Raw genomic sequence first — 25,086 nt, 5'->3', positions numbered from 1 at the left:
CCGATACAGTCGACGCCCTATGGAACTCAGCCTGCTCACCGTCGCCATCGTCTTCGGCGCGATCTTCCTCGTGGAGCTCCCGGACAAGACCTTCATCGCCACCCTCGTGCTCGCCACGCGGTTCCGGCCGCTGTTCGTGTGGATCGGGGTGTCGCTGGCGTTCCTCGTGCAGACGCTCGTGGCGGTCTCGGTGGGTGGACTCCTCGCCCAGCTGCCGAAGCGCCCGGTCGAGATCTTCGCGGCGGTGATGTTCCTCGTCGGCGGCGTGCTGCTGCTGCGCGGGGCGTCCAAGGCCGACGAGGAGGAGGCCGAGGCGGAGGAGGAGTTCTCCCACAAGGGCGCTGCCACGGCCGTAGGGCTCAAGGCCATCGGGGTGTCGTTCGGGGTGCTGTTCCTCGCCGAGTGGGGCGACCTGTCGCAGATCCTCACCGCGACCCTGGTGCTGCGCTACCACGAGCCGCTGTCGGTGTTCCTCGGCGCGTTCCTCGCGCTGGTCGTGATCTCCGGGCTCGCGACCATCCTCGGCCGGGTCCTGCTCTCACGCGTGAAGCTCGCGACCATCCGTCGCGTCGGCGGCACGGTCTGCCTGCTGCTCGCGCTGGTGACGGCGCTCGAGATCATCGGCGTCTTCCACCGCTGAAGCGGGTCGTCCGTGCGTACCGGTCACCCGACGACGTTGACGGGGTCGCCGGCGGCGAACGCGAGCACCTGGTCGACCGCGGTGCCGTAGAGGCTCTCGAGCACGTCCCAGGTGACGTAGCCGAGGTGCGGCGTCGCGGTGACACCGGGCAGGGCCAGCAGCGCGTCGGCGGCGTCGAGCACCGGCTCGGTGTCGAAGACGTCGACGGCGGCGCGACCGGGTCGGCCCGCGGCCACGGCGGCGGCCAGGGCACCGGGCTCCACCAGTCCCGCGCGCGAGGTGTTGACGAAGAGCGCCGCCGGCTTCATCAGGGACAGGTCCGCGGCCGTGACGATGCCCCGGGTCCCGCCGTTGAGCGGCAGGTGCACGCACAGCACGTCGGCCCCGGCGAAGAACGCCTCCCGGCTGCTCGCGACCTGGTACCCGGCCTCGCGCGCCCGGTCCTGCGAACCCGACCGGCCCCAGCAGACCACCCGCATGTCGAAGGCCCGGCCGATCGCAGCCACCCTGCTGCCGATGCGGCCGTACCCGTAGACGCCCAGCACCCGGCCGGCCACCGACGTCCCGACCGAGCCCTGCCACTGCCCGTCGCGCAGCCGGGCCACCTCGGCGGGCAGGTGGCGCAGCGCGGAGAGGACGAGCCCCCAGGTGAGCTCTGCCGTCGCGGCCGGGGATCCTGCGCCACCGGCGCAGACCGTGATGCGGCGGGCCGCGAGCGCGGCGAGGTCGAGGTGTCCGGTGTTGCGACCCGTCTGGCTGACGAGCCGGACCGTCCGCAGCCGTGCGACGACCTCAGCGGGCAGGGCGGTGCGCTGCTGGAGCAGGACGACCGCGTCGAAGCCGTCGAGCCGCTCCACCAGGGCGTCACCGGTGACCGGGTCGGCGAACGTGACCACCTCGTGGCCGTGGAGGCGTCGGGCCGCGTCGAGCTGACCGAACGCCGACTGGTGGTCGTCGAGGACGGCGACCCTCACCGCTCAGCCGCCCCGACCTCGGTGGGCTCGGCACCCGGCGCCTCCGCGCGCCGTACCGCCTCGGGCAGGTGCAGCGCCCACCAGAGCAGGCCGAGCGCGAGCAGCGAACCGAACGTGTCGGCGTTCTGCAGGATCCGTCCCGGCCACTGGGGCCAGTGCGGGTGGCTGAGCCACGAGATGCCCCACCAGGGCATGCGGCACAGGAAGAAGCCGGTGACGACGGCCGCTGCGACGAGCCGGCGACGGTCGCGCCACGGGTCGGCGCCGAGGACCGCGAGGACGACGACGACCATCCAGTGCAGGTGGTGGATCCACGCCACCGGCGAGAGCAGGACCGCCATGAGGCCGACGGCGGCGACCTCGCTGATCGAGTCACCCGCCCGGTGGGCCCGGCGCGCGAGGGCGTAGCCGACGACCCCGACGACGGCGACCAGGACCAGCCAGAGCACGTTGCCGGCGAACCCGTCAGGCCCTACGCGCAGGAGGAACCCGCGGATGCTCTGGTTGGAGGTGCCGGCGTTGGGCCCGAGCCGGGTGGGGTCCTGCAGCGCCCCGCCCCAGAACGCGAACGACGCCTCGGGCAGCAGCAGCCACGCCCCGACGGTGACGGCGACGGCGGTGCCGACCGCGGTCGCGGCCTCCTTCCACCGCTTGTTCAGGAGGTAGTGGACGACGAAGACGCCGGGGGTGAGCTTGATCGACATGGCGAGCCCGACCAGGACGCCCGGAGGTATGCGGCGCAGCACGCCGGGGCGCGGACGGCGCAGGTCCATGAGGCAGGCCAGGACCATGAAGGCGTTGACCTGGCCGAACCGCAGGCCGTCGGAGACCGGGTGCAGCCAGAGCATCGGCACGGTCAGCAGGGCCAGGGTGACCGGGGCCAGCGGGCCGGTGCGGTGGATGAGCCGCCACCCGGCGTACCAGACGATGGCCGTGGTGGCCGCGACCTGGGCGGCGGTCCAGAGCCACCCGACCGCCCCGAACGGCAGCAGCGCCAGCGGCACCGCGATCACCGCGGCGAACGGCGGGTAGGTGAAGGGCAGCAGCTGGGGGGCCTCGGTCATCGCCGAGTAGATGGGACGTCCGGTGAGGATCGAGACACCGGCCTCGCGGTAGACCTCGACGTCGACCTGCCACTGGTCCAGCGGCCAGAAGACGAGGTAGCGCAGCACCGGGATCGAGGCCCCGGCCAGGACGATGAAGACCGCGAGCGCCCACCGCGAGCGGCTCGACCACCCACTGACCTGCGCGGCCGTCCACCGGGTGGCCCGCGCGACGGCGGCAGAGATGCGGGAGGTGGCGGCGCCGACGCGTCGCGGCGGGCGTCCTGGGGGCGCCGTGGCCGGGGTCGTCGTCGTCACGCGCCCATTCTTGCGCGTCGGCCGACCCGTAGCCTGTACCGGTGACCCGCCGCGCCCTGCTCCGTCTCGCCGGCCTGCTCGCCATCCTGTCGGCTGTCGTCCTCCCCGCCACCGTCCGCACCGCAGCCGCCACGTCCTCGACCGCCCCGGGCACGAGCGCCTCCGCGTCGACCGCCTCCACGTCGGCCTCGGCCTCGGCACGGACCCCATCCACCGCCACGTCGGTCGTCGAGGGCGCTCCCCTGGCCGCCCCGGCCACCGACGGCCCCAACCCGGTGATCCTCGTCGGCACCGGCGGCCTCACCTGGAGCGACGTCGACGCCAAGGCCACGCCGGCCCTGTGGTCGCTGCTGCGCGACGGCTCCACCGCGGCGCTGTCGGTGCGCTCGGTGTTCACCAACACCTGCCCCATCGACGGGTGGCTCAGCCTGTCGGCAGGCGACCGGGCCGCCGCGGCCGGCACCGGCAAGGGCGGCAACCGCACGACGACCGACCCGTGCCCGCCCGTGCCCACCGTGGACAGCGGCGTCGTCCCCGGGTGGGACCACTACGTCAAGGCCGCCGACGCCAAGCGGTTCGGCTCCCACCTCGGCACGCTCGGCGAGACCCTCGCGTCCAACGGGCAGTGCGTCCAGGCCGTGGGCCCCGGAGCCGGGGTCGGCGCGGCCTACAGCTCGGGAGCGGTGCCGCGGTATGCCGCGTACGACGCCTCCCAGCTCACCGGCGAGCTCTCCCGCTGCCGCGTCACGCTCGTCGACGTGGGCTCTTTGCGCGACCCCGCGGACCTCCCGCCGGGCGAGCCCCAGGTGGCCGGCGCCGGCTCGGGTTCCAGCGCGGGCAGCCGCGCCGACCAGGCGGCCGTCATCGACAAGCGCATCAGCGAGGTGCTGAAGGCGGCCCCGAGCGGTTCCGACGTCGTCGTCGCCAGCCTCTCCGACGCCGGGTCGAGCGAGCGGCTGCGGTTGGTCGCGGCGAAGGGCCCGCACTTCGGCTCGGGCACCCTCGACTCCAAGTCGACCAAGCAGCCGGGCCTCGTCCAGGCGGCCGACCTCACCGTGACGCTGCTGCACGCCGCGGCCGTCCCGGTCCCCTCGGGCCTCGGCGGCTCGCCGCTCTACCGCGGCGAGGCCGACGACAACTCCGAGTCGGCGGCGCGCGACCGGCTGCGGGGACTCATCGACTTCGACGAGGCCAGCCACGAGGTCCACGCGCTCGTGCCGCCGTTCTTCAACGGCGTCGTCTACACCCAGATCGCGATCTACCTGTTCGCGGCGATCGTGTGGCGCCGCGACTTCGGCTCCACCGACCTGCGGCTGCGCCTGCTGCGCATCGTGCGCCGCGTGGCTGTCGTCGCCGCGACGGTGCCGGCCGCGACGTTCCTGGCCAACCTCGTCCCGTGGTGGCGGTTCCCCGTGCCGATGCTGGCGATCGTCGGCTCGGTCGGGCTGTTCGTGGCGGTCCTGTCGGCCATCGCGTTCCTGGGCCCGTGGGGCGGCCGGCTCACCGGGCCGCTGGCCGCCGTCTCGCTGGCGACCCTGCTCGTCCTCGGCATCGACATCATCCTGGGCGGGCGCCTGCAGATCTCCTCACTCATGGGGCTGCAGCCCGTGGTGGGCGGCCGGTTCTACGGCATGGGCAACGTCACCTTCGCGCTCTTCGCCACCTCCGCGATCCTGCTGTGCATCGCGGCGTCGGGCTGCTACGTCAAGCGCGGCCAGCCGCGCCGGGCGGCCCTGGCGGTGCTGGTCATCGGCCTCGCTGCGGTCGTCGTCGACGGGTCCCCGGCCTGGGGCGCCGACGGCGGTGGTCCGCCCGCGCTGTTGCCGGCGCTGGCCTACCTCGTGCTCGCGATCCTCGGCATCCGCGTGACCTGGCGTCGCGGCGCGATCATCGCCGGGGTGACCGTGGGGCTGTTCCTGCTCGTGGGGTTCCTCGACTCGCTGCGTCCCACCGACGACCAGTCCCACCTCGGGCGGTTCTTCGAGTCGCTGTTCACCGGCGGCGCGTGGGACATCGTCGTCCGCAAGCTCGAGCAGAACATCACGATCCTGTTCGGCAACTACCGCCTCGCGCTGCTCGTCCCCATCGCGCTGGTCTTCGTCATCTACATCCTCGCCCGGCCCACCTCGTGGGGCTCCCGGGCGCTGGAGCGGTCGTACGAGGCGTGCCCGACGCTGCGACCCGGGCTCATCGCGCTGCTCGTGATGCTCACCATCGGCTTCGCCATCAACGACTCCGGCGTGGCGATCCCTGCCAACGGCGCCATCATCGCGGTGCCGCTGATCATCGCCGTCAGCGTCAGGGTGCTGGAGGACGAGGCTCGCGCCGGCGCGACCACCCGCGCGAAGCGGCGAGGCTGAGCCACCCCCAGACCCCGAGGACGAGCCACGGGGCGACCCGGCGGCGTACGCCGAGGGTGAGCCGCTCGACCGAGGGTGTCATGCCGACCACCCGGCCCGGCACGTAGGCGACGCCCATCGTCGCGAGCCGCACCAGCAGCGCGACGTCGAGGACGCCGGGAGCCAGCAGGGGCAGCGCCACCCAGGTGAGCAGGTCGTACCAGGGCAGCGAGTACGGCGCCGCCAGCGTGTACGCGGCGCTGAGGACCACCAGCCACCGCGCCGCCGCCACCGTGGTCACGAGGTGTGCCTGCCCGGGCGCCGTCACGGCGAGGGCCGCGGAGTCGCGGGTCAGGCGGGTGAGGACGACGACCAGGCCGATGGCCAGGACCACGGACAGTGCGGTGATGACCGTGCGGGCGGTCGACGCGGCCAGGGGTCCGCCCGCGAGCCACTCGAACAGCAGCCGCCACGGCGTGGCCAGCGAGATCGAGCGTCGGGCCCGGTCGAGCTGGTCGAAGACGTGCGGCCCCGCCCAGACGTGCAGCGGCACCGCGACGAGCAGGGCGGCGACGACGACCTGGACCGTTCGTCGCACGAAGGAACCCCGCTCGTGCACCCACCACGCGAGCAGCAGCGCGACGCCGGCCACGCCGCAGGTGACCTTGGTCGAGACCGCCAGCCCACCGACCAGCCCCGCGACCACAGGGCTGCGTGAGGCGACGACGAGCGCGGCGAGCACCAGGGCCCCGGCGACCAGGTCGACGTGCGCGCCGAGGACGCCGATGCCGAACACCAGCGGGTTGAGGGTCCACAGGGTGTCGACCCGCTGCCGGTCGGCCCCGGCCCGTCGCAGGAGTAGCCGCACCGCGAGCCAGGCCACCACGACGAGCACCTGCCAGGCCCAGACGGTCTGGCGCAGGTTGTCGCCACCGACGAGCGACGTCAGCGCCTGCAGGGCCGTGGCGAACGGTCCGTAGATGCTCACCGTGTGCGTCCACGGAGGCTCCACCCGGCTCGTCACCGGGTCACCGGCCGCCCACCGGTCCGGCGGCGTGAGGTACGGGTCACCCCCACCCGCGGCGATGCGACCGTACGCCGCGTAGTTGGTGTGGTCGGCCGACCCGAACGGTGCGGTGAGCAGCGCCGCCACCCCCAGCAGGAGCGGCACCCGCCACTCCCGCAGGAACGCCGCCGCCCGGCCCACAGCGACGGCCGTACCCGGTCCGCGACCGGCCTCGCGCAAGCGGCCGAGCACCCCGAACGCACCCACGACGTATGCCGCCCACAACAGGCCCGTGACCACCGCGGAGGTCAGGTGCCAGCCGAGGTCGCCCGGGGCCCAGCCCCGCGGGCCGAGACCCGGGCGGGCGGCGTTGGGGCCGGCGACGCCGACGAGGAGCAGCAGGACGAACGACGCGGCGGTGCCGGCCGTCCCCAGCCGTGTCCGCACCGAGGCCCCCATGGGGTGCAGTCTGGTCAGCGCAGGCCGCGCCGCGCGCGCCGACGCGCCAGGGCGAGGGCCACGTCGCGGTACTGGCGGGCCCGGTGCAGCTGCCCGCGCCAGTCGCTCCCGCTGACCCGGTGGTGCAGGTCGCAGGGCACCTCCTCGACGCGCATCCCGGCGAGCAGCACGTCGACGGTGAGCCCGACCTCGACGCCCCAACCGCGGGCCAGCGGGGTCGCCGCGTCGAACGCCTCGCGCGTGATGCAGCGCATCCCCGACAGCGGCTGCACGGCCTCGAAGCCGGTGAGGTCGGCGATCCCCTTCCGGGCCAGCCGGACCACGAACCCACGCCCCCCGCCGGCCGTCTTCTGCGGTGGCAGGGTGGCGATGGTCATGTCGGCGCGGCCCTCGAGGACGGGCGGCACGAGACCCGCGACGTTGGCGGCGGAGGCCTCGAGGTCGCCGTCGACGAACAGCAGCGGGCGCGCCGGAAGCGTGGCGTCGGCCCCGCGCTCGACCGCCTCGTGCCGGGCGACGTGCGCCGCACCGGTCATCATGGCGGCGGCCTTGCCGCGGTTGCGGGCGTGCCGGGCGACCTCGGCGCCGGCCTCCCGCGCCAGCTCGGCGGTGTCGTCGGAGCTGCCGTCGTCCACGACCACGACCAGGTCCACGCCGGGTATGGCGCGCACGGCGGTCACCGTCGCGGCGATCCGCTCCGCCTCGTCCTTGGCCGGGAGCACCGCCGCGACGCCCACGCGGCGCCCGTCCGCGGACGTCATACGAGCTCCGTGGAGGTCATGTCAGCGGAGGGTGACCTGGCGGCTGAGCAGGCCCGACTTCGCGCGCCGCTCGTCGGCGGTGAGCGGCTCGGTCGACTCGACCGCCGCGGCGTACCGCGTCATGAAGGAGGCGAGCTCGGACTCGTAGTCGGCCGCGGTCAGCTCCGGGTCGAGGTCCCAGACCGGGACGAGCAGGCCGCAGGCGCGGAAGGCGCCCAGGAGGCGCGTCTCGCCGCCGAGGCCGCTCTCGCCGCCGGCGTGCAGGCGCGACAGGGCGTCGGTGGCGACGTCCTCGTCCTCGGGCAGCACGAGGCGGATGTGCGTGCGCTCGCCGATGCGGCACCAGTACGCGGAAGGCGCGGCGTCCATCTTGGTCGTGGGGATGACCGACTCGTTGGCCCGCTCCAGCGACGCCTTGGCGTCGTCGTCGAGCTCGCTGTCGCCGACCCAGAAGTCGAAGCCCTCGTGCACGGTGACCTCGAAGGGCCTCGTCGTGTCGAGCAGGTCCTGCAGCCGCGGCGTCTCGACGGTCGAGGCAGGCGTCGAGGCGATCGGGGTGCCCTGCTCCGCAGAGGCGGCCGCGAGCAGCGAGGTCGCGAGGTCGCGGGAGGCGTCCCCCGACACCGAGCCGGACTGGGTGCCGAGGAAGACGGTGCCGTCGGCGCGGTGCAGGCCCGGCCAGGCCATCGGCAGCACGGTCGCCACGGTGACCTCGGTCGGCGAGGACTCGGGAGCCTTGCCGTCGGCGAAGGCGATGGTGGCCGTGGCGGCGGGGAGGATCTCGCGCATCGCGACCCAGTCCGTCTCGTTGGGCAGGCCCTGGAACGGGCGCGCGACGAAGGGAGCCGGCTCGACCTTCGTGCGCCTGGTGTCGGTGGAGCCCTGGTCTGCGCCGGTCCTGCGGCGCCGCGATGCCTTACCCATGGCGCAAACCCTAGTGGGCCGCCGCGGGCGGCAGTCAGTGGCTGCGGCGGCGCGAGGGGCCGCCGAGCGACGCCCACACGGTCGTGCCGTTGCGGTCCTCGGTGACGCCCCACTCGTGGGCGAGCGAGCGGACGATCCGCAGGCCCCGGCCCGAGGGCGCCCAGATGGTGCGGGGGGCGGGCCGGGGGCTGCTCTCGCTGCCGCCGTCGGTGACCTCGACCTCCACCACGCCGGCCTTGACCTTCCAGTGGACCCGCAGGTTGCCGTCGGACAGCGCGCGGGCGTGACGGATCGCGTTGGACACCAGCTCGGACACCACGATCTCGGCCTCGTCGACGACCACCGTCGGCACGTCACGGGACTCGAGGTCCTCGACCAGCGTGCGACGCACCTTGGAGACGCTGGTGGCGCGCCACGGCACGCGTATGGTGCGGGCGGAGTCACTGCTCCTGCGGGGAGACGACGGCACGGACCGCATGGCGCGGTCGGGTTGTGGTGCTCTCATGCCGTTGCCAGATCCCATCGTCGCGGGAGAATTGGGACGGAGACTACCGAGTCGTGCGCAGGGCGTCGAGGACTGCGCTCGGGTGGTTGCTGATGATGGCGTCGACGCCGAGCTCGAGGCAGAGCTGCACGTCGGCGGGTTCGTCGACCGTCCAGGCGTAGACCTCGTGTCCCCGACGGTGCTGTCGCGCCACGGTTTCCGGCCACCGGCGCACGATCTGGATGTCGAGCCCGACGGTGTGGATGCCGCGGGGCAGCGACCCGTCGCGGAACCGCAGCGGCACCGACTCCTCGATGAGGTAGACCGCCGGCACGTCGGGGCAGAGCTGGCGCATCCGCTGGACGGCGAGCTGGGAGAACGACATCACCCGCACCCAGTGGTGGCCGGGTCGCTGCGGCCCGTCGAGGTCGAAGTCGGCCAGCACCCGGGCGAGCTGCCGCTCGACGAGGCCGGCGTACCGCGTGGGGTGCTTGGTCTCGATGGCGAGCCCGATGGGCCGCTCCGAGGCGGTCACCGTGGTGAGAAGGCTGCGCAGGGTGAGGAGCCGGTTGCGGTCGCGGTCCGGGAGCTCCGGGTCCTCCCCGTGCGCCTGCTTCCACGAACCCCAGTCCATGCCCTCGAGCTCGGCCAGCTCCAGCGTGGAGACGCTGCCCCGGCCGTTGGAGGTGCGGTTGACGCGGCGGTCGTGGACGCACACGAGGTGGGAGTCGGCGGTGAGCCGGACGTCGCACTCGAGGGCGTCGGCCCCCTCCTCGATGGCCCGGCGGTAGGCCTTGAGGGTGTGCTCGGGCTCCGCGAGGCTGGAGCCGCGGTGGGCGATCACCAGCGGGCCGCGTCGTGGCACGGCACCGGGCCGCACGGAGACGGCTTCGTCAGGCACGGCACCATGGTTCCATATCGGACACCGCCGGCCGCCCGGGGCACCGCGCGGCGCGCCGACTCACACGCAGAGGGGGTGCCGCGTTCGATGGGTGTGCAGCTCCCCGCCTTCCAGCTCCTCGTCGACGCCCACTGGCGCGACGTGGCCCGCCTCGCCCACGCGCTCGCCGGACCGGTCGACGGCGACGACGTCGCGCAACAGGCGTGGACCCAGGCGCTCGCGGCATACCCGTCGCTGCGCTCGACCGCCAACCTGCGCGGCTGGCTGCTCACCATCACCCACCGCTGCGCCATGGACGCCCACCGCGGGCGTGCCCGGCGTGCCGTGCCGCACGACGACCCGGCGTCACTGGCCACCCGTGAGCCGGCGGTCACGGGTGCCGATGCCGACCTGCCCGACGCGCCCCTGTGGTCGGCGGTCCACGCCCTGCCCCCGCGACAGCGCGAGGCCGTCGTCCTCAAGTACGTCGTCGACCTCGACCACCCGACCATCGCCGCCGCCCTCGGCTGCTCGCCGGCCATGAGCCGGCGCCTGGTGAGCGACGCGCTCGCCACCCTGCGGAAGGACCTGCCATGAGCCGTATGACGCCTGCTCCCGAGGAGCTCGAGACCGCTGCGACGCTCGCCCCGCTGGGCCGGTTCGAGCCGCGCGGGATCCAGCCACCCACCCTCGAGCCCTCGGACGTCAGCTACGTCATCGAGGACACCGCGGTGGGCCGGATGCTGTTGGCCCGCAACGCCGCTGGTGCACTGGTTGCCTCGACGTTCGTCCCCTCCCCCGACGTCGAGGCGACCGTCCTGACGCGCCTCAGCCTCAATGTCTCACCGCGGATCCTGCGCCAGCCACGCGAGCTCGACGAGGCGCGGCGCCAGCTCGAGGAGTTCCTCGCCGGGCGGCTGCACGCCTTCACGCTGCCCACCGACCTCGCCCTCGCCTCCGACTTCCAGCGGGTCGTGCTGCCACGCCTCGCCTCCGCGGTCACGTACGGCCACCGGGCCACGTACGGCGAGCTGGCGCGGCTCGTGGAGCGCCCCTCGGCTGCCCGCGCGGTGGGCGCGGCGCTGGGCGCGAACCCGCTCTGCGTCGTGCTGCCGTGCCACCGGGTCGTCGCCTCGAACGGCGCGCTGACCGGGTACGCCGGCGGGCTGGAGGCCAAGCGCTTCCTGCTCGACCTCGAGGCCCGGGAGGTCGGCTAGGCCTGAGGGCGGGCGGCTCGTGCTCGCAGGAGGGACCCTGGCCTACCCGGGATACGTCGACGCCGCCCTCTCGGCAGCCCGGCGCTGGACGCTGCCGGAGCTCTGGGGACCCGGCCGCGTGGCGGTGGACCCCGAGCCCGGCACGCTCGTGCTGCGTGGGGCGATGACCGTGGCCCACGCGGCGATGCCCCAGGTCAGAGCCGCCGGGTCGTGAACAGCGTCGTGCCGTGGACCGGGTCCACCTCGATCCGACCGGACTCGACGAAGCCGAGCTTGGCCAGCACCCGGCGCGACGCGGTGTTCCAGTCCCAGACCGTTGCCCACAGCCGCTGGTGCCCGGACGACCTGGCCCAGTCGATCACCGCCTCGGACGCCTCGGTGGCATAGCCCTGCCCCCAGGCGCGGCGGAGCAGCTCGAACGCCAGCTCGGGCTCGCCGTCGGCGCCGCGTCCGCTGTCGACGAGTCCGCAGCAGCCGATGACGTCGCCCTCGACCCTGCGCTCGACGGCCAGCAGGCCGGTCGACGACGGCGGCGGCGCGGTGCGGATCGACTCCTCGAGCTCCTGGACCGTGGGGTGGCCCGCGCGGTCGATGCGGCGGTGCGGGGGCACGCGGTCGTCGCGCTCGCTCCACAGCTGGTGCTGGACGACCCCCTCACCCGGCCGCCAAGACCCCAGCACGAGGCGCTCGGACTCGAGGACGACCCCGTCCCCCGGACCCGTCGCGCGCGCCATACGGTTGGTGGGCTCAGCCGGTGGCGCGCAGGTAGCGGCCGAAGTGCGGCACGGTGAACGCGATCCGGCCGCGCTCGCCCGAGTAGATGAGGCCCTTCTTGAGCAGGGCGTCGCGGGCGGGTGACAGCGACTGCGGCTTGCGGTCCAGCAGCGTGGCGACGGCCGAGGTCGGCACCGACTCGGTCTCGTCGACCTCCTCGCCCGACTCGACCATGGCGACCGCGGCGTCCGCCATGGCGCGCAGGTACTCGCGCTCGGCCGGCGTCGCCCGCTCGAACCTGGAGCCGAAGAACCCGACGGCAAGCTCCGCCTCCGCCTCCGGGGCGGCGACCTTGACGTCGTCCTCGGTGATGGGCGTCCGCGGCGCGACGTCCCAGGCGACCTTGCCGTACGCCTGGACGAAGTACGGGTACCCGGCCGTGGCTGCATACATCGCCGCGAGCGCCTCGGGCGTGAACTCCGCGCCCTCGTCCTGCGCCGGCGCGACCAGGGCCAGGTCGGCGGCGGTGCGGTCGAGGCGGTCGATGCGCTGGTAGCGGAAGAGCCGCTCGGAGTATGACTTCGACGCCGAGAGCACTGCTGGCAGGTGCGGCAGGCCGGCGCCGACGACGATGACGGGCAGGCCGGACTGCGAGATCTCGTGGCAGGCGGCGCAGACCGCGGAGACGTCCTCCGGCGACAGGTCCTGCATCTCGTCGACGAAGACGGCGACGCCCTTGCCGACGTCGGCGGCCAGCCCGCCCACGTCGGTGAGCAGCTCGACGAGGTCGATCTCGATGTCGCCGGAGTCGGCGCGACCGGTGATCGCGGGGGCGTCGATGCCGGGGTTCCACTTCTCGCGCAGCTTGGCGCCGGGAGCGGCGTCGCGCTGGGCGAACGCCTTGATGACGCCGAGCACGTGGTCGACGTCGTCGCCCTGCGGGTGGCCGAGCTCGCGGACCGCGACGTGCAGCGCCGCGGAGAGCGGGCGGCGCAGGCCCTGGTCGGGGCGCGCCTCGAGCTTGCCGGTTCCCCAGTGGGCGCGGACCGCCGCAGATCGCAGGGCGTTGAGCAGCACCGTCTTCCCGACGCCGCGCAGCCCCGTCAGGACGATGGACCGCTCGGGGCGGCCGCGAGCGATGCGCTCCAGCACGATGTCGAACGCCTGGAGCTGCTCGTCGCGCCCCGCGAGCTCGGGGGGTCGCTGGCCGGCGCCGGGCGCGTAGGGGTTACGGATCGGGTCCACGATCGCAGGGTATGGGTCCGTCTAGCGATATCCCGAGAAGTGCGGATACGCGGGCATCGTGTCGCCCTCGATGCACTCGTATGGCGCTGTCTACTGTCCACGCGATACATCAGTAGAGGACGGCATCGACGTCGAGTCCGTGCCGCTCGTCCCCGCGCTTCCACCGCTGGGCGACGGCGAGGAGGTCCGGCAGGACATTCACGACATACCGGACGAAGGTGGGGAGGGTCCACGCATCACACCGCTGTGAATCGAGGAACCCCCAATGACCCCACCGACCCCTGCGTCCACCCCTTCGCCTGACCCCTCGCCCACCGCCGACCCCTCGTCCACCCCCGTGCCCACCGGGCTCGACCGCCGCGCCTTCGTCACACGGGTGGGTGGCGTCGCCGCCCTCACCGCCGCCGGCGTCGGCAGCGCCAGCTTCCTGCGCGGCAGCACGCCGGCGAGCGCCGCTCCCGGGTCAGCGCCGGCGGGGGCGCCCGCATCTGCCCGAGCCGCCGCTGCCGCCGGCGGCGACCCGCTGGGGATGCTGCAGAAGATGATCTCCTTCGACACGCAGAACTTCGGCAAGGGCGGCAGGACCCGTGCCCACGCCGAGTGGCTCAAGGGCGTCTGGGACGCCGCCGGCGTGCCGGCCGAGATCATCCCGACCCCGCAGCCCGACAACGTCCACCTGATCGCTCGCATCAAGGGCACGTCGTCGACTGCCAAGCCACTGCTGCTGCTGGGGCACTCCGACGTCGTCCCGGTGGAGCAGGAGAACTGGAGCGTCGACCCGTTCGCCGGGACGGTGAAGCAGGGCGAGGTCTACGGTCGCGGCGCCCTGGACATGAAGGGAGCCAACGCGGCGTCGATCAGCGCGCTGCTGCGCCACGTCGGCGAGGGCGCGACGTTCGACCGCGACATCATCGTGCTCACCGACTGCGACGAGGAGGCCGGCGAGTACGGCTCGGGCTGGCTCGCGAAGAACCACTGGGACAAGCTCGACGCCGGCATGGTGCTGACCGAGGGCGGCTGGTTCATCGCCCAGTCCGACAAGACCACGCCGATGCTGATCAGCGTCACCCGCCAGGACAAGGTCTACTTCAACCTCGACCTCTACGCCGACGGCACCGCGACGCACTCCTCCAAGCCGATCCCCGACTCCGCGATCGTCAGCCTGTCGCGAGCCGTCGCCGAGATCGGTGACTACCTCGCACCCGTGCACCTCACCCCGGTGACGCGCGAGTACTTCGCCGCCCTCGCGGAGGCGACGGACGACCGCAGGTTCGCCCGCGCCATACGGCTCATGCTCAAGGCACCGAGCCAGGCGTCGCGCGAACGGGCGGCGGCGCTCGTCGTGAAGCTGTCGGACTACCCGTACCTGCACAGCGCGCTGCTGCGGACGACGTCGGCGTACGTCATCGAGGACGCGGGCTACAAGGAGAACGTCATCCCGTCGGAGGCGCACGTGCGCGTCAACTGCCGCGGGATCCCCGGCGGGCAGAAGCCGCGCGACTTCATCGCCGACCTCCGGCGCCGGCTCAGGGGCCGCGACATCGAGGTGAAGGTCGCTGCGCCGGAAGGGGTCTCGGAGGTCGACTACCTCGACACCCTCGACAAGACCTGGGCCGGCAAGCCCGCCGACCTCGACACCCCGCTCTACAAGGCGATCCAGCAGTCGTCGGTGCAGACCTACCCGGGCGCGCGGTTCACGCCTGCACTGTTCGAGGCGGGGACCAGCCTCGGGCCGTGGCGCGAGAAGGGGATCCCGGGCTACGGCGTCTACCCGTACGTCATCAGCAACGAGCAGCTGATCGGCATGCACGGCAACGACGAGCGCATCTTCGTCGAGGCGCTGGAGAAGGGGACGGAGTTCATGTACCGCGTGTTCTCGCGGTTCCGGTCCTGACGCGCGTTCAGTACGGCGCCGCGCCCGTCGCCGTCAGCGGCGGGTGCGGCGGCGCTCGATGTGACCGATCACCGGGGGTACCCAGCCGGTCTCGCCGCGCATCCAGCGGCCGGCCACGAGGTTGTGCGGCACGACGACGAACGAGCCCTTGAAACCCTCGGTGAGCGACAGGTCGGTCCCGAAGACATCGGTCACCACCTGCCAGTCGAGGTCGGTGTGCCGGTCGAGGTAGGTGCCGACGCCGATGGCGTAGCGCTCGACGATCGCCGCGTGGTCGGGGCGCGTCTCCTCGTCACCCTCGGCCCAGGCAGCGTAGGCGGCGTCGAGTCCCTTGCCGAGCGAGTCGAGGTCGTCCACGTCCACGCCCTCGGACTGCAGCGCCTCGAGGGCGGCCTCGATCCGGGCCCGCTCGTCGTCACCGAGGGGCTTGACCACCGGCCGGAGCGACTCGCCTTCACCCAGCAGTTGGTCGCCCGCCGTGGAGAGCTCGAGCTCCTCGACGGACTCCGGCTCCGCGGACTCGTCCTTGCGGCGACCGAACCAGGCCATCGCCGGCTACTTCACCGACGGGGTGGCCGAGTCGGCGGCCAGCGGCTTGCCGGCGGCGTGCCAGGCCTTCATGCCGCCGTCGAGGTTGGCGACGTCGAAGCCCTGCTGCGACAGCCAGGCGACCGCGCGGGACGACCTGCCACCGCCACGGCACGTGATGGCCAGCGTGGCGGCGTCGGTGTCGGGCAGCTCGTGGAGGCGGGACGGTAGGTCACCGAGCGGGATGTGCACGGCACCCGGCGCGTGGCCGGCGTCCCACTCGTCCTGCTCACGGACGTCGAGGAGGACGGCGTGGTCGGCGACGTCGGACACGGACACCTGGGGGATGTTCATGCCGGCCATCCTGCCACCGGGTCGTTACCTGCGCCGAGGCGTGGTCGGCGCGCCCCGCTGGGGCCCCCCAAGCACCCGTGGACGCAGGGACCGCTCGACGAGGCATGCCCCCCGCCCCGCGGTTAGGGTCGAAACCATGACTGAACAGGTGCCCGTCGGCCACACCCCCGAGCGTGGACTCACCATCACCCTGAACACGCCGTTCGTGGAGTCGCTCAGTCCCGAGCAGCTCGACCACTACGTGCGGACCGTCGTGGAGCTGCACGGCGGCGTCGGCGACACCAACCTCGACGACCTGGCCTCGATGCTGCGTCGCCGGCTCGAGGACGGCGACGTGCGGCTGCCCGACACGTCGTACGACCGGCTGGCCCAGCAGCTCACGGAGACCAACGGCGCTCCGCTGTCGATCATCACCGACCGCGACGAGCTCCTGTACGGCGACGCGGCCGCGAAGGCGGCCAACCACATGCCTCAGTCCCCCGGGACCGCAGACCCCGAGCACCCCGACCGCCCCACCTACTCGTAGACGTCGCCGGCTCGGAGATGCTGTCCTTCTCGGCCTGGGGAGGCGGCCAGCCGGAACCGTTGGGCGTCAGCTGGATCCACGGCTCGGAGTCGGCGATGCACAACACCGATCCCGACATCCAGGTGCACTGGCACGGCGAGCACACGGTGATCCTGCGGCAGGACAAGGCGGTCAACTACGAAGCGCCGTTCATGTTCCTGCTGTTCGGCGGCAGCCGGGCGCTCCTGGTGGACACCGGCGCCACCGCCTCGCCGGAGCTCTTCCCGTTGCGCGGGACGGTCGACGACCTGGTGGCCCAGTGGCTCGGACGCCACCCGCGGGACGACTACGAGCTGGTGGTGCTGCACAGCCACTCACACCACGACCACGTCGCCGGCGACGGGCAGTTCGCGGACCGGCCCAGGACCACGGTCGTCGACGCCGGGGTGGAGGGGGTCTACTCCTTCCTGGGTCTGAGCACGGACGACCTGGACCGACCGGCCGCGCTGGATCTCGGCGGCCGGGTGGTGGACTGCATCGCGAGCCCCGGCCACGACGCGGCGGCGGTCACGTTCTACGACGCACACACCGGGTTCCTGCTGACCGGCGACACGGTCTACCCGGGGCGGCTCTATGTCGAGGACTGGCCAGCGTTCCGCGCGACGATCGACCGGCTCGTGGCGTTTGCGGAGGCGCACCCGGTGAGCCACGTGCTTGGCTGCCACATCGAGATGACCACGACGCCTGGCGTCGACTACCCGATCCGCACGACGTTCCAGCCTGACGAGCCGCCGCTCGAGATGAGCGTTGAGCAGCTGCGTGACGTCCAGCGCGCGGTGGCGGAGATCGGCGACCACCCCGGCCGCTACGTCTACCCCGACTTCGTCATCCACCACGACGGCATTTGACCCGCCCCATCCCGCCCACATTGACGCAGCCAATGCGCTGCGCCGCGCCCTGTTTCAGCCCGAGTAACCATCATTGCCGAAGCAAACGCGAGCAACGAGCACCTCGGATGCGTGATCTCAGCGTTAGTTCACGGAGCGGTGCCCAAGCCTGTCCTCAAGTGTGTCAGTGGATGCGGAACGAGGAGGTCCGCTCCTACCACCGGTGGCAAGGCGTCAATCCACTCGGCCAACTCGGCGGCGCGACGCGGAACGTACGTTCGCATCGCCTGCAGCTCCGTAGAGGTCAGCAGCGCTTGGCGGACGGCCTTGTCCGGGAAGACGGCCTCGCAGTAAGCGTAGGCAACTGACATCGCGTCGATGTCGCTGATGTCATTGGGTGTCCAGGTGTGACGCGGGTTCTTGTGCATGCGCGTCTTTATGCTGATGGCGACCTGGGTGTGGGGCATGGAACCTACGAATGAACGGAAGGTCTCGTCGTCCGGGTCAAAGGGCGGAAGCCCCGACTGGAGACGGTCGACCCTCATGCGGGTCAGCATGTCGTTCCACTCGTGGTGGACCTCGCGGGCGGCGATGGCGTCGCGCAGCCGACCTCGCCGCCACCTCGGGTCGTTGCTCAGGACCCGCTGGCCGTCGACCTCCCAATCGACGCGACTGCGATGGCTCGCTACTGCGACCTCCGGTCGGTAGTTGGGGTCCTTTCGAAGCTCGACCAGCTCGTCGTCCGAGGGGCCACGGAGCATGTGCCGCTCTGCTTCGAGGTTCAGTCGCGCGCGCAGAGCGAAGTAGTCAGTGTCCTTCATGCTCGAACGAAGAGCGTCCGAACCATCTCGACCATTGGCGTCGCGGATATTGATGCCGCCGACCATGCCGAACACCTGGCCGAATGTTGGGCGCAGAAGCGGCAGGCGGCCTAGCCGAGGCTCCTCGCCCATGATTTTCGCCATTCCGGCGTCGAATTCGAGCTCGGCGATCGTGACCCGGCCGAGCAGGTAGTTGAAGTCCGAGAGCGACTCCAAGACGTCGGCGAGTCGGCGGCGCTGCTTCGGGTCGGTGATCTTCGTGATCTCCCACAGGTGCGACTCCCCGAGGGGGAACGCGGCTCGCCGTTCAGTCTTTGCTCTCAACGCGGCCTCGTACAGTTGGTCGTAGCCAGCTGGAACGTTCCTGTCGCCGCGCAGCGTCTTGGCCGTGTAGATGATCGTGTTCAGGTCCAGGTACACCAGCGGGGTACGCGGACGCATGACGTTTGCCCATACGAGCGTCGGGCTCATCGGCGCCCTTAGTTCGGTCGACATGGAGATCGCCTTTCTGATTGTTAAGCACAGTCTTGCTTCCCTCACCGACAAGGGATTCCCGATTGACCTGACGCGGGAATCGGGAATCGCGTCCCCAAACTCGTTGGCACGCAGATGTCGAGCCTCAGAGCCTTCGGTGCAATTACCTATAAGGGTGTCCGTCAGCGCAGACGGCATCTCTTGTTCGCATCGACGCGGCCGCTCCCCTAGACTTGGCGGACTGCAAGAACGGGTCCCAAAAGTTGTCGTCCAGGAGACGGCGAAGGCGAGATGCCTGAAGGCTGGCGGAACCAGGACGAGTGGTCGAGGCGCGGCATCATCGCGAAGCCGCAACGGCTGGTGGCCCCCGGTGGAGCCCGGGTTGGAGCGCCGTCTCCCTGCAAGGGTTCACCTTGCAGGGAGACATGCCTCGCTCTAGAACGGCGACTCCTCGACGGGACGCCGGATGCTGTTGTTGACCCGAACGCCGGCAGCGCGGAGCTCAGCTGCGAACTTACGCAGCTCGACGCGCGTGGTTTCTGGCCTGCTCTTGGACAGCGTGTACACCTTCCCCTTGGGGGACCACAGCCGCAGCGTCGTGACACTGTTATCTTTGACGGTCCAGCCCTGCGAAACGGCGTTCGCGCAAAGGACCGTGAGTTCCTTCTCGAGCGGCGACAGGAGGTGCAAGTCCTCCGGCGAGCTCCCACCTACAGCGACTCGCCGAGGCAAAGTTCCCAAGCTAAGAATCTGTTGTTCGATCTGGAGAGCAGCCTCCGTCACCGCGGCCCTGCCGTTGGACTGCGGCCGATAGGTCAGCCGCGTCAGCCCGAGCACATCAGTCGGAAGCTTGATATCACCGGTGGCGAGCAAGTAGGTGCGATCACGCCCGAGCGCACCAGCAAACAGTCCGAACTCCAGAACGATGTTGTCCCGTGCCGAGGCGGTGGTCTCACCGCGGCTGATCGTCTTATCGTCTGGGGTGACCACGAGAACGGCGAAGTCCACTGCGGCCGCGGTTTCCAACAGCGAGTCCAAGGCGTAACCCGAAGGCGCGAAGACGCTCTGGTCCCAGCGCACTACCTCGCATGTTGCTCCTAACTCAGCCTGTAAGTGTCGCGCCACCTCGCGCCCTTCCGCGGAAGAGCCAACGAAGACGCGCACGGCTTTCGACTGATCAGACACACCACAACCCTAAAGGGGGGCGGCCCCGAGATTCGCGAACTTCCCCGAGTCAGTGAAACGCGCTACGCCCCTGCACCGTAGGGCGACTGGAGCATGAGGCTGTGAGGCGCGGCAAGGGAAGGAATGCGCCGGTCTCCTGCTCACACGGCCACACACATTGACCCGCAGCATTGGGCGTGCCGAGTTGTGGCGGGTGACGAGCGCCCGCTCTTCGGGCTCCCTGTGCCAAGCGCTTGCTCCAGGATGCCTCGCGTTCCTGCACCCAGCTTCGCGAATTTAGCGACCCTCGCCGGTGCGATCGATGGGCCTGCTCTTGGCATCGACCGGCGATTCTTCAGCGCCCAGTAGCGCTTCGTCGCCGGCCTCTTCCTCCGAGACCACTGGATGCGGAGGTTGTCTGACGCGGCCAGCAGCAAACCTGCGGCGGTTGGCCCAACTCAGGTCGCGACTGTCGACGTCTTGGACGGGCTCGTTATACCAAGGGTCGTCGCTGGGAGGTGCCAGCTGATTGAACGTCTCCTGCTCGAAGTCGGGTGAGAGCTGCCAGTCGGGGGTTATTCCGGTGGTCGTTCTGGCGCTCGTAAGCCTCGAGGCCAGAACGGAGATGTGGACCTGCCCCGACTCAATGAGCCTGCGTATGGACTCTTGAAACAGATCACCTTCGTGGCGGAGTACGAAGTGGACCTGGTATCCGACACCGGAGCCTTCCGGTGCGTCGTCACCTTGCTTGAGATGTTCGAGGAAGTTGTCGGCGGCGTCCTCGACCAGCAGCGCGGTCAGCTGTCCGAACCACCGCGGTGTCGAGGATGTGTACGCACGCTCGATGTTGTTCTCGACTTGCCGCCACGCGCGGACGCGAAGAACCGGACCGTTGAATTTCCACAGGACATCCCGCACGGCCTCTGTCGGCGTCTCCCTGTCGAGCCCGACTAACGTGTCGCCGACCCAGCGAAGGACCTGGTCCAGGTCGCTGAAAGGGCCACTGTCGTCTGTGGGCAGGTCGTTCGAGATCTCTGCGAGAGCCTCAACGAGCTTTAGGCGACCGGCGTCAGTTGTCGGCTGGTTCGAGGGATTGATGCATTTGCTCAGCACCAGGCCCCGGAAGTCGTCTGCTGATCCGACGAGAAGATCCTTCAGCAAATCGGCATCCCCGGCGATCGCTGCGGTGACCGCGGCGGCGACCGTCGCGTCGCTAACGTCATTGTTGGGGATGCCCATTGCGAAGTACCGATCGAAGTATTCCTCGTGCTGAACGCTCTGCCGGCGCTGGCTGCCGTTAACAGAGGTTTGGTTCTTGATGCGGACCTTCGGGAACAGTGCGACTAGGAGATCTCGGGCTGTCTTTCTGCGCTCGACGGGCACGAGGCCGATGAGGGGGTCGATGTCGAACGGCTCGTACTCGAACGGACGGGAGTCAAGCTTGATTTCTCCGGTGTGACCAGACACGAGTTCTTTGCGGTACCGCGGGAGCGAGTTGAACAGCGCTGGGAAGCTGACGCGTATCAGAGTTAATAGTTCGACGTCCTCGTCGTCGACCTCATCGGAGGGCAGCAGTGGAATGTGGTGCTGCAATTGCTCGATGTACCTGTCGATCGCTCGGGGAGTCGTCAGCAGGTCGAGGAAGCAGTGGAGCAGGCCGCTGAGACGCCGGTCAGACGACCCGCCGCCGTCGACCCGCTCCCTGGCGACCTTCGCGAGCCCCGTGTTAAGTCGGGTGATCTGCTGGTGCCGGAGTAGAGGGGGTACGAATAAGGGGTACTGCACGATCTTCTCCATGAACCGCTCGGCGGACCCGTCATGGGAGGTGACCGCACTTGATGCGGTCATGCTGCGGTATAGGGTCTCGTCGTCGTACGCGAGCAGGTACTGCACGCCATCGAAACGGCCGAGTAGTCGGACGACCTTGAGGAGTGTCATGAGTTCGTCGACATGGAGCCTGTCTATGTCGTCGACCACGACCAGGATCGGCGTCTTGAGCTCCTTGAGTTCGGCGGAAGCCTTGTTGAAGGCCGCCGCCCACGACGGCGACTTTGCGAGCGCTTCACCAACCATGCGGACGCCCTCCGCCGCAGCGCCGCCGGCCAGCGGGATCAGGCTCGCGGCCGGGGCAGCGACCGACGCGGTGACCGCGAGCGCCTTGCGGACCTGATCTCCGCGCTTTTTCGGGAGCACCTCCGAGAGCGAAGAATAGAACTCCCCAAGGAGCCCGGAGATGCCGCTGGTAGCCCACGGGGTGAATCGGGCCACAGCCCATTTCGGGTGTTCCTTCTGGAGCGTCTCAACGATCATGTTTACAAGTGAGGTCTTACCGCTGCCCCACGCACCGCTGAGACCAATAACGGCGCTCGCTTCGAAAGAGTGGGTAGTGTGGATGAGTTCTGCGGCTCGTTCCGCGTACGCCAGCCGCCCGAGGGTGTCTTCTTTTCCGGATTGGATGGCTTCATCGGTCCAGGACCTGCTGGGTGACTTGGCGTCGGTCATCGATCTTCTCTCTCGGCTTCTGGGTTGCCCTGAAGGGGCTCAGCGGGGCCCTGCTCTCGCGCCACCAGTCGTTCATATCAGCAGGAGGGGAGAAGCGGAGGATCTTGGACCGATCTGCTTAGCGAAACGTCGGTTGACGAGTGTGCGCTGCACACGCGTGCACTGCGACGGTCGGTGCGTCTTTCCGCCGCCAGTCCGCCGCGTTGCTCGTCCGTTCATGCCGAGATCAATTCGGCCAGCGGGGTGCCTCGAAGCAACGATGATGGCTTGTGTAGCGTCATTCGATACTGCCGGGATCATCCAAGCTCTCGACCCGAGATAAGCTGAGGGAAGAATCTTGCCGCTGCCAGAGCCGACGCGCACCGACGCCGCGGAGTACGCGCGTAGGGACCTTCCGGGCGATCTAGCTTGGCACACGAACTTCTTCGACTTCATTGGTGACGTCGATCTCCGGAGTCGAATCGGACAAGAGTTCTATGCCGCGAGATACCTGTACAAACTCTGGGAGGCCCTCAGGTTGAACGAACCTTGGGCGGCCCAAGCCCAGATTCAGCTGCAAGTCCAGCAGTACGCCTCTATCTACGAAGCCTGCATACATCATCTTCTCTTCGAGGAGGCGGGCGATGAGCCAGAGGTGCAACGGCTGTTCGAGTACGAAGCGCTCGTCCAACGTCCGTTGCCTGGACACATCATGGAAAAGATTCGTAGCCTCCCTGCGGATGACGCCACAGAGATCGTGGGAGCGGTCCATGCTGTGCGCCGAACGCAGGCATCGAAGATCCGGTTCGACAGCAAGGTGGCGGCGGCGATCAAACTTGGGATCATCGATGGCGCTCTGGGCAAGGAAATTGTCGGCTACTACACCGCCCGCAATTACATCCACATCCACGCGGAGCTTCGACAGACCGATTTAGAGTGGCAGATCGCTTTTGCCCGCGACGCATACCGCCGATTGCTGCCCTTCAAGACGCAGGTCTCGACATGGCGGGCCTTGCGCGGCTGAACTAGGGCGTCCGCTCCTAGGTGTTGCGAGGGTCGGGAAATTGGCTCGCCCATGCACTCAGGCTCTTGCCAACGCGCTGTCCCATTCCACCGCGAGCCGGACGCTCGCGGCCGCTGAGGCGAGGCAGCAGTGTTGATCAGCATTGACTGCTACTCGGTGTTCCTCCAAGAGCCTTCGCTGTCGTTGTTGAGGGGCCAGGCCTTTGGCCGCAGTGCCTCGACCTCAGCTTTGGACGCCTCGTCGAGTTGGTCCCATCCGCCTCCGCCAAGCGTCTTGATGTGCTCGTCGAGTTGCCCGGCAAGCTCATCTACTACCCCGTGCCAATCCAGCAACTGATCCGCCCCTGCCTCATAGTTCGCCTGGGATTCGACAGCCAGGAAGAACTCACGCAAGAAGTTGTGCGCTAGGTGGTTGCGCAACTGAACTGCCTGCCCCACCTTCCAGATCAGATCCTCAGTCCAATGCGGCTGCGACTTCATGCCTCGGTACAGCGCCCCGAACGTTGTGCCGTCCCACTTTTCCACTTGGGCGAAGGCTTGAGCATCCGTCATGCCCTTCTTCATCTGCAGTGCTTGGATCTCCCAGAGACTCATCTCCATTACCTGCAGCTTGTGCATGAGCTCGCCGTAAGCGACGTAGATGAGCCCGGCGCTCATTGAGTCGTCATCCATAGGGCCAATCCTCAATTGGTGGACGCTTGGACGCCACCTGCTTCTGGACCACACATCATTTGTCGCGCCGCAAGATCCTCGTGAGTGCCGACGCGACGCAGATGAAGTCTGGCCCGGGACCTGCTGCGCCGAAAGGCGTCTGCTGCCGTGGCTAGGACGGTCTCCAGTCTTTGGACGGCTCGGTCTCCAATGCATTCCGGATCCGGCCCACGGCCCACCCCCATCGGCCCACGCGTTCAAAGGCTGGGTGCTCCCGAAGGAGTACTGACAACTCGCGTTGTTCTTCTTGTTCCTTCAGCCCCAACGCGCCAGCTATGGCGCTCGCGCTGGAATCGGGGTAGCGCACCAGATGGGCAGCGACTCGTACTTCAAGTCGATCAGTATCGCTCGGCGCCAGCAAGGGAGAGTTGCGAAGTACTTCCTCCACCGACGCAGCCCGCGCCTGTGCCTCAACGAGTTTCGTCATAGCTGGCCCGAACGACTCACCGACTTTAGCGCGGCGCGACGACTTGGCGCCGACCCAGTAGAGGGTGGCTGCCGCAACGGCAGCGACGACCGACCAGGCGGCCGGTCGACCGACTCGTAGTTTGGCTGCTGCGTGGCCAACAACGTGCTTGGTTCCGACCCCGACAGCCGTGAGAACAAGGCCGGCGCCGTGTTCGGCGACACGGTAGCGAGCGACCAGGCCCAGGCGTTCGAGCCGTTCGTCGTACAACTCGCGAGTGCGGGGCGCATGCCCCGGAATGCGCAGGTCGCGGTCATGGGAAAAGACGGCGGTTCCAAGAACGAGGCGAGCGACCTCGACGTGGGCAACGTCCTTGGGGTCGGTGACATCGTCAACGTTCGGCATCCAGTGGTCGCCCTTGGACACGGGTGTAGTGACCACCGGGACGCGAGGCAGGTACTCGGCGGCGAGCATCGCACGAAGATCGGCGTTGGAGACGTGATGGCCGCGAGCCGCCGGTGCCGACATCCATCCGATCTCTCTGAACGCCTGATCGGACATGATCGCCACTACCGTGCCCGTGTCAATCGTGCGGAGCAATAACGACTCTTGGCCAGTTCGGAGAACTGCGCACGCATCTTTCAGAAGCGCATCGGCGTCGGTTGACACCACGTCGACCGACCTCGCCAATGGCCTCACCGCAGGGCCAGTCAAAGACCGAACTAGAGGGGCTCGGGATGGTTCGATCACGGGGATGAGCGTATCCCCGCCTACTGACGCCGCATGCACATCCAGCGCACGACCGCCGCACCCTCTTCCGGCGGAAGGATCCTC

The 25,086-nt window shown here is 69.8% G+C and carries 25 protein-coding genes; 9 read left to right on the top strand and 16 right to left on the bottom strand.

What is annotated here, in order from left to right; genetic code table 11:
* Positions 1–19: 19 nt before the first annotated feature.
* The gene (locus ASG70_RS05710) at positions 20–640 is read left to right on the top strand and encodes a TMEM165/GDT1 family protein (protein ID WP_056882888.1); all 621 of its coding nucleotides are present in this window, start codon (positions 20–22) and stop codon (positions 638–640) included.
* Positions 641–663: 23 nt separating this feature from the next.
* On the opposite strand, the gene ASG70_RS05705 is transcribed toward ASG70_RS05710, so the two are convergent.
* A complete protein-coding gene (locus ASG70_RS05705; protein WP_056882887.1) occupies positions 664–1,614 on the bottom strand; it encodes a D-2-hydroxyacid dehydrogenase family protein in 951 nt (316 codons plus the stop codon).
* Positions 1,611–2,975, bottom strand: a complete 1,365-nt coding sequence (locus ASG70_RS05700) for a glycosyltransferase 87 family protein (protein WP_235531367.1) — start codon at positions 2,973–2,975, stop codon at positions 1,611–1,613. Before ASG70_RS05700 ends, ASG70_RS05705 begins: the two co-directional genes overlap by 4 nt.
* Before the next feature lie 41 nt (positions 2,976–3,016).
* Between ASG70_RS05700 and ASG70_RS19605 the strand changes: the two genes are divergently transcribed.
* Positions 3,017–5,335, top strand: coding sequence for a hypothetical protein (locus ASG70_RS19605; RefSeq protein WP_235531366.1), 2,319 nt, complete (start codon positions 3,017–3,019; stop codon positions 5,333–5,335).
* Here the strand turns inward: ASG70_RS19605 and ASG70_RS05690 are convergent.
* From ASG70_RS05690 to ASG70_RS05670, 5 genes are all read right to left on the bottom strand, one after another.
* Positions 5,274–6,779, bottom strand: coding sequence for a DUF2029 domain-containing protein (locus tag ASG70_RS05690; protein ID WP_056882886.1), 1,506 nt, complete (start codon positions 6,777–6,779; stop codon positions 5,274–5,276). The genes ASG70_RS19605 and ASG70_RS05690 overlap by 62 nt on opposite strands.
* A 14-nt stretch (positions 6,780–6,793) precedes the next feature.
* Positions 6,794–7,540: a glycosyltransferase gene (locus ASG70_RS05685; protein WP_056882885.1), complete on the bottom strand. Its 747-nt coding sequence runs from the start codon at positions 7,538–7,540 to the stop codon at positions 6,794–6,796.
* Between the two features lie 21 nt (positions 7,541–7,561).
* Complete coding sequence (locus ASG70_RS05680; protein ID WP_056882884.1) at positions 7,562–8,464, bottom strand: DUF5926 family protein; 903 nt, start codon at positions 8,462–8,464, stop codon at positions 7,562–7,564.
* A 34-nt stretch (positions 8,465–8,498) separates the two neighbouring features.
* The gene (locus ASG70_RS05675; RefSeq protein ID WP_056882883.1) at positions 8,499–8,942 is read right to left on the bottom strand and encodes an ATP-binding protein; all 444 of its coding nucleotides are present in this window, start codon (positions 8,940–8,942) and stop codon (positions 8,499–8,501) included.
* Positions 8,943–9,012: 70 nt separating this feature from the next.
* Entirely contained in the window at positions 9,013–9,849 is an 837-nt protein-coding gene (locus ASG70_RS05670; protein ID WP_235531365.1) for a glycerophosphodiester phosphodiesterase family protein, read from the bottom strand.
* Between the two features lie 87 nt (positions 9,850–9,936).
* Here ASG70_RS05670 and ASG70_RS05665 point away from each other — a divergent pair, with 87 nt between their 5' ends.
* Genes ASG70_RS05665 through ASG70_RS05655 form a run of 3 tightly spaced genes read left to right on the top strand, consistent with a single transcriptional unit; the run spans position 9,937 to position 11,259 of the window.
* On the top strand, positions 9,937–10,425 hold the full coding sequence (locus tag ASG70_RS05665; RefSeq protein WP_056882882.1) for an RNA polymerase sigma factor: 489 nt from the start codon (positions 9,937–9,939) through the stop codon (positions 10,423–10,425).
* Positions 10,422–11,045 (top strand): methylated-DNA--[protein]-cysteine S-methyltransferase, encoded by a 624-nt coding sequence (locus ASG70_RS05660; RefSeq protein WP_235531364.1) that lies wholly within the window; start codon positions 10,422–10,424, stop codon positions 11,043–11,045. The genes ASG70_RS05665 and ASG70_RS05660 overlap by 4 nt, the downstream gene beginning before the upstream one ends.
* Positions 11,046–11,064: 19 nt before the next feature.
* Positions 11,065–11,259, top strand: a complete 195-nt coding sequence (locus ASG70_RS05655) for a hypothetical protein (RefSeq protein ID WP_056882880.1) — start codon at positions 11,065–11,067, stop codon at positions 11,257–11,259.
* On the opposite strand, the gene ASG70_RS05650 is transcribed toward ASG70_RS05655, so the two are convergent.
* On the bottom strand, positions 11,240–11,779 hold the full coding sequence (locus ASG70_RS05650) for a GNAT family N-acetyltransferase (RefSeq protein ID WP_056882879.1): 540 nt from the start codon (positions 11,777–11,779) through the stop codon (positions 11,240–11,242). The genes ASG70_RS05655 and ASG70_RS05650 overlap by 20 nt on opposite strands.
* 13 nt (positions 11,780–11,792) lie before the next feature.
* On the bottom strand, positions 11,793–13,004 hold the full coding sequence (locus ASG70_RS05645) for an ATP-binding protein (RefSeq protein ID WP_056882878.1): 1,212 nt from the start codon (positions 13,002–13,004) through the stop codon (positions 11,793–11,795).
* A 265-nt stretch (positions 13,005–13,269) separates the two neighbouring features.
* Between ASG70_RS05645 and ASG70_RS05640 the strand changes: the two genes are divergently transcribed.
* Positions 13,270–14,898: a M20/M25/M40 family metallo-hydrolase gene (locus ASG70_RS05640; protein WP_082590164.1), complete on the top strand. Its 1,629-nt coding sequence runs from the start codon at positions 13,270–13,272 to the stop codon at positions 14,896–14,898.
* Positions 14,899–14,931: 33 nt separating this feature from the next.
* Here ASG70_RS05640 and ASG70_RS05635 read toward each other — a convergent pair whose 3' ends face one another.
* Positions 14,932–15,447 (bottom strand): DUF3806 domain-containing protein, encoded by a 516-nt coding sequence (locus ASG70_RS05635; RefSeq protein ID WP_056882877.1) that lies wholly within the window; start codon positions 15,445–15,447, stop codon positions 14,932–14,934.
* Between the two features lie 6 nt (positions 15,448–15,453).
* Positions 15,454–15,780: a rhodanese-like domain-containing protein gene (locus tag ASG70_RS05630; protein WP_056882876.1), complete on the bottom strand. Its 327-nt coding sequence runs from the start codon at positions 15,778–15,780 to the stop codon at positions 15,454–15,456.
* Positions 15,781–15,916: 136 nt separating this feature from the next.
* Here ASG70_RS05630 and ASG70_RS05625 point away from each other — a divergent pair, with 136 nt between their 5' ends.
* On the top strand, positions 15,917–16,306 hold the full coding sequence (locus ASG70_RS05625) for a hypothetical protein (RefSeq protein WP_056882875.1): 390 nt from the start codon (positions 15,917–15,919) through the stop codon (positions 16,304–16,306).
* Between the two features lie 17 nt (positions 16,307–16,323).
* Positions 16,324–17,193, top strand: coding sequence for an MBL fold metallo-hydrolase (locus ASG70_RS05620; protein ID WP_056882874.1), 870 nt, complete (start codon positions 16,324–16,326; stop codon positions 17,191–17,193).
* A 128-nt stretch (positions 17,194–17,321) separates the two neighbouring features.
* Here the strand turns inward: ASG70_RS05620 and ASG70_RS05615 are convergent, their stop codons facing one another.
* From ASG70_RS05615 to ASG70_RS05605, 3 genes are all read right to left on the bottom strand, one after another.
* On the bottom strand, positions 17,322–18,464 hold the full coding sequence (locus ASG70_RS05615) for a hypothetical protein (RefSeq protein ID WP_235531363.1): 1,143 nt from the start codon (positions 18,462–18,464) through the stop codon (positions 17,322–17,324).
* A 438-nt stretch (positions 18,465–18,902) separates the two neighbouring features.
* Positions 18,903–19,652 (bottom strand): nucleotide-binding protein, encoded by a 750-nt coding sequence (locus ASG70_RS05610; RefSeq protein ID WP_082590162.1) that lies wholly within the window; start codon positions 19,650–19,652, stop codon positions 18,903–18,905.
* Positions 19,653–19,928: 276 nt separating this feature from the next.
* Positions 19,929–22,133 carry a KAP family NTPase gene (locus tag ASG70_RS05605; protein WP_082590159.1) on the bottom strand — a complete coding sequence of 735 codons (2,205 nt, stop codon included), beginning with the start codon at positions 22,131–22,133 and terminating at the stop codon, positions 19,929–19,931.
* 337 nt (positions 22,134–22,470) lie between these two features.
* On the opposite strand from ASG70_RS05605, the gene ASG70_RS05600 reads away from it, so the two are divergent.
* Positions 22,471–23,136 (top strand): hypothetical protein, encoded by a 666-nt coding sequence (locus tag ASG70_RS05600; protein ID WP_056882870.1) that lies wholly within the window; start codon positions 22,471–22,473, stop codon positions 23,134–23,136.
* A 149-nt stretch (positions 23,137–23,285) separates the two neighbouring features.
* On the opposite strand, the gene ASG70_RS05595 is transcribed toward ASG70_RS05600, so the two are convergent.
* Positions 23,286–23,807: a hypothetical protein gene (locus tag ASG70_RS05595; RefSeq protein WP_056882869.1), complete on the bottom strand. Its 522-nt coding sequence runs from the start codon at positions 23,805–23,807 to the stop codon at positions 23,286–23,288.
* Between the two features lie 151 nt (positions 23,808–23,958).
* Complete coding sequence (locus tag ASG70_RS19195; protein WP_235531362.1) at positions 23,959–24,924, bottom strand: hypothetical protein; 966 nt, start codon at positions 24,922–24,924, stop codon at positions 23,959–23,961.
* Between the last annotated feature and the right edge of the window lie 162 nt (positions 24,925–25,086).

It is taken from the genome of Phycicoccus sp. Soil748 (assembly GCF_001428025.1).
Classification (GTDB): Bacteria; Actinomycetota; Actinomycetes; order Actinomycetales; family Dermatophilaceae; genus Pedococcus.
Note: the sequence above shows the minus strand (reverse complement) of the source record. Positions and strands in the feature narration are given on the sequence as shown.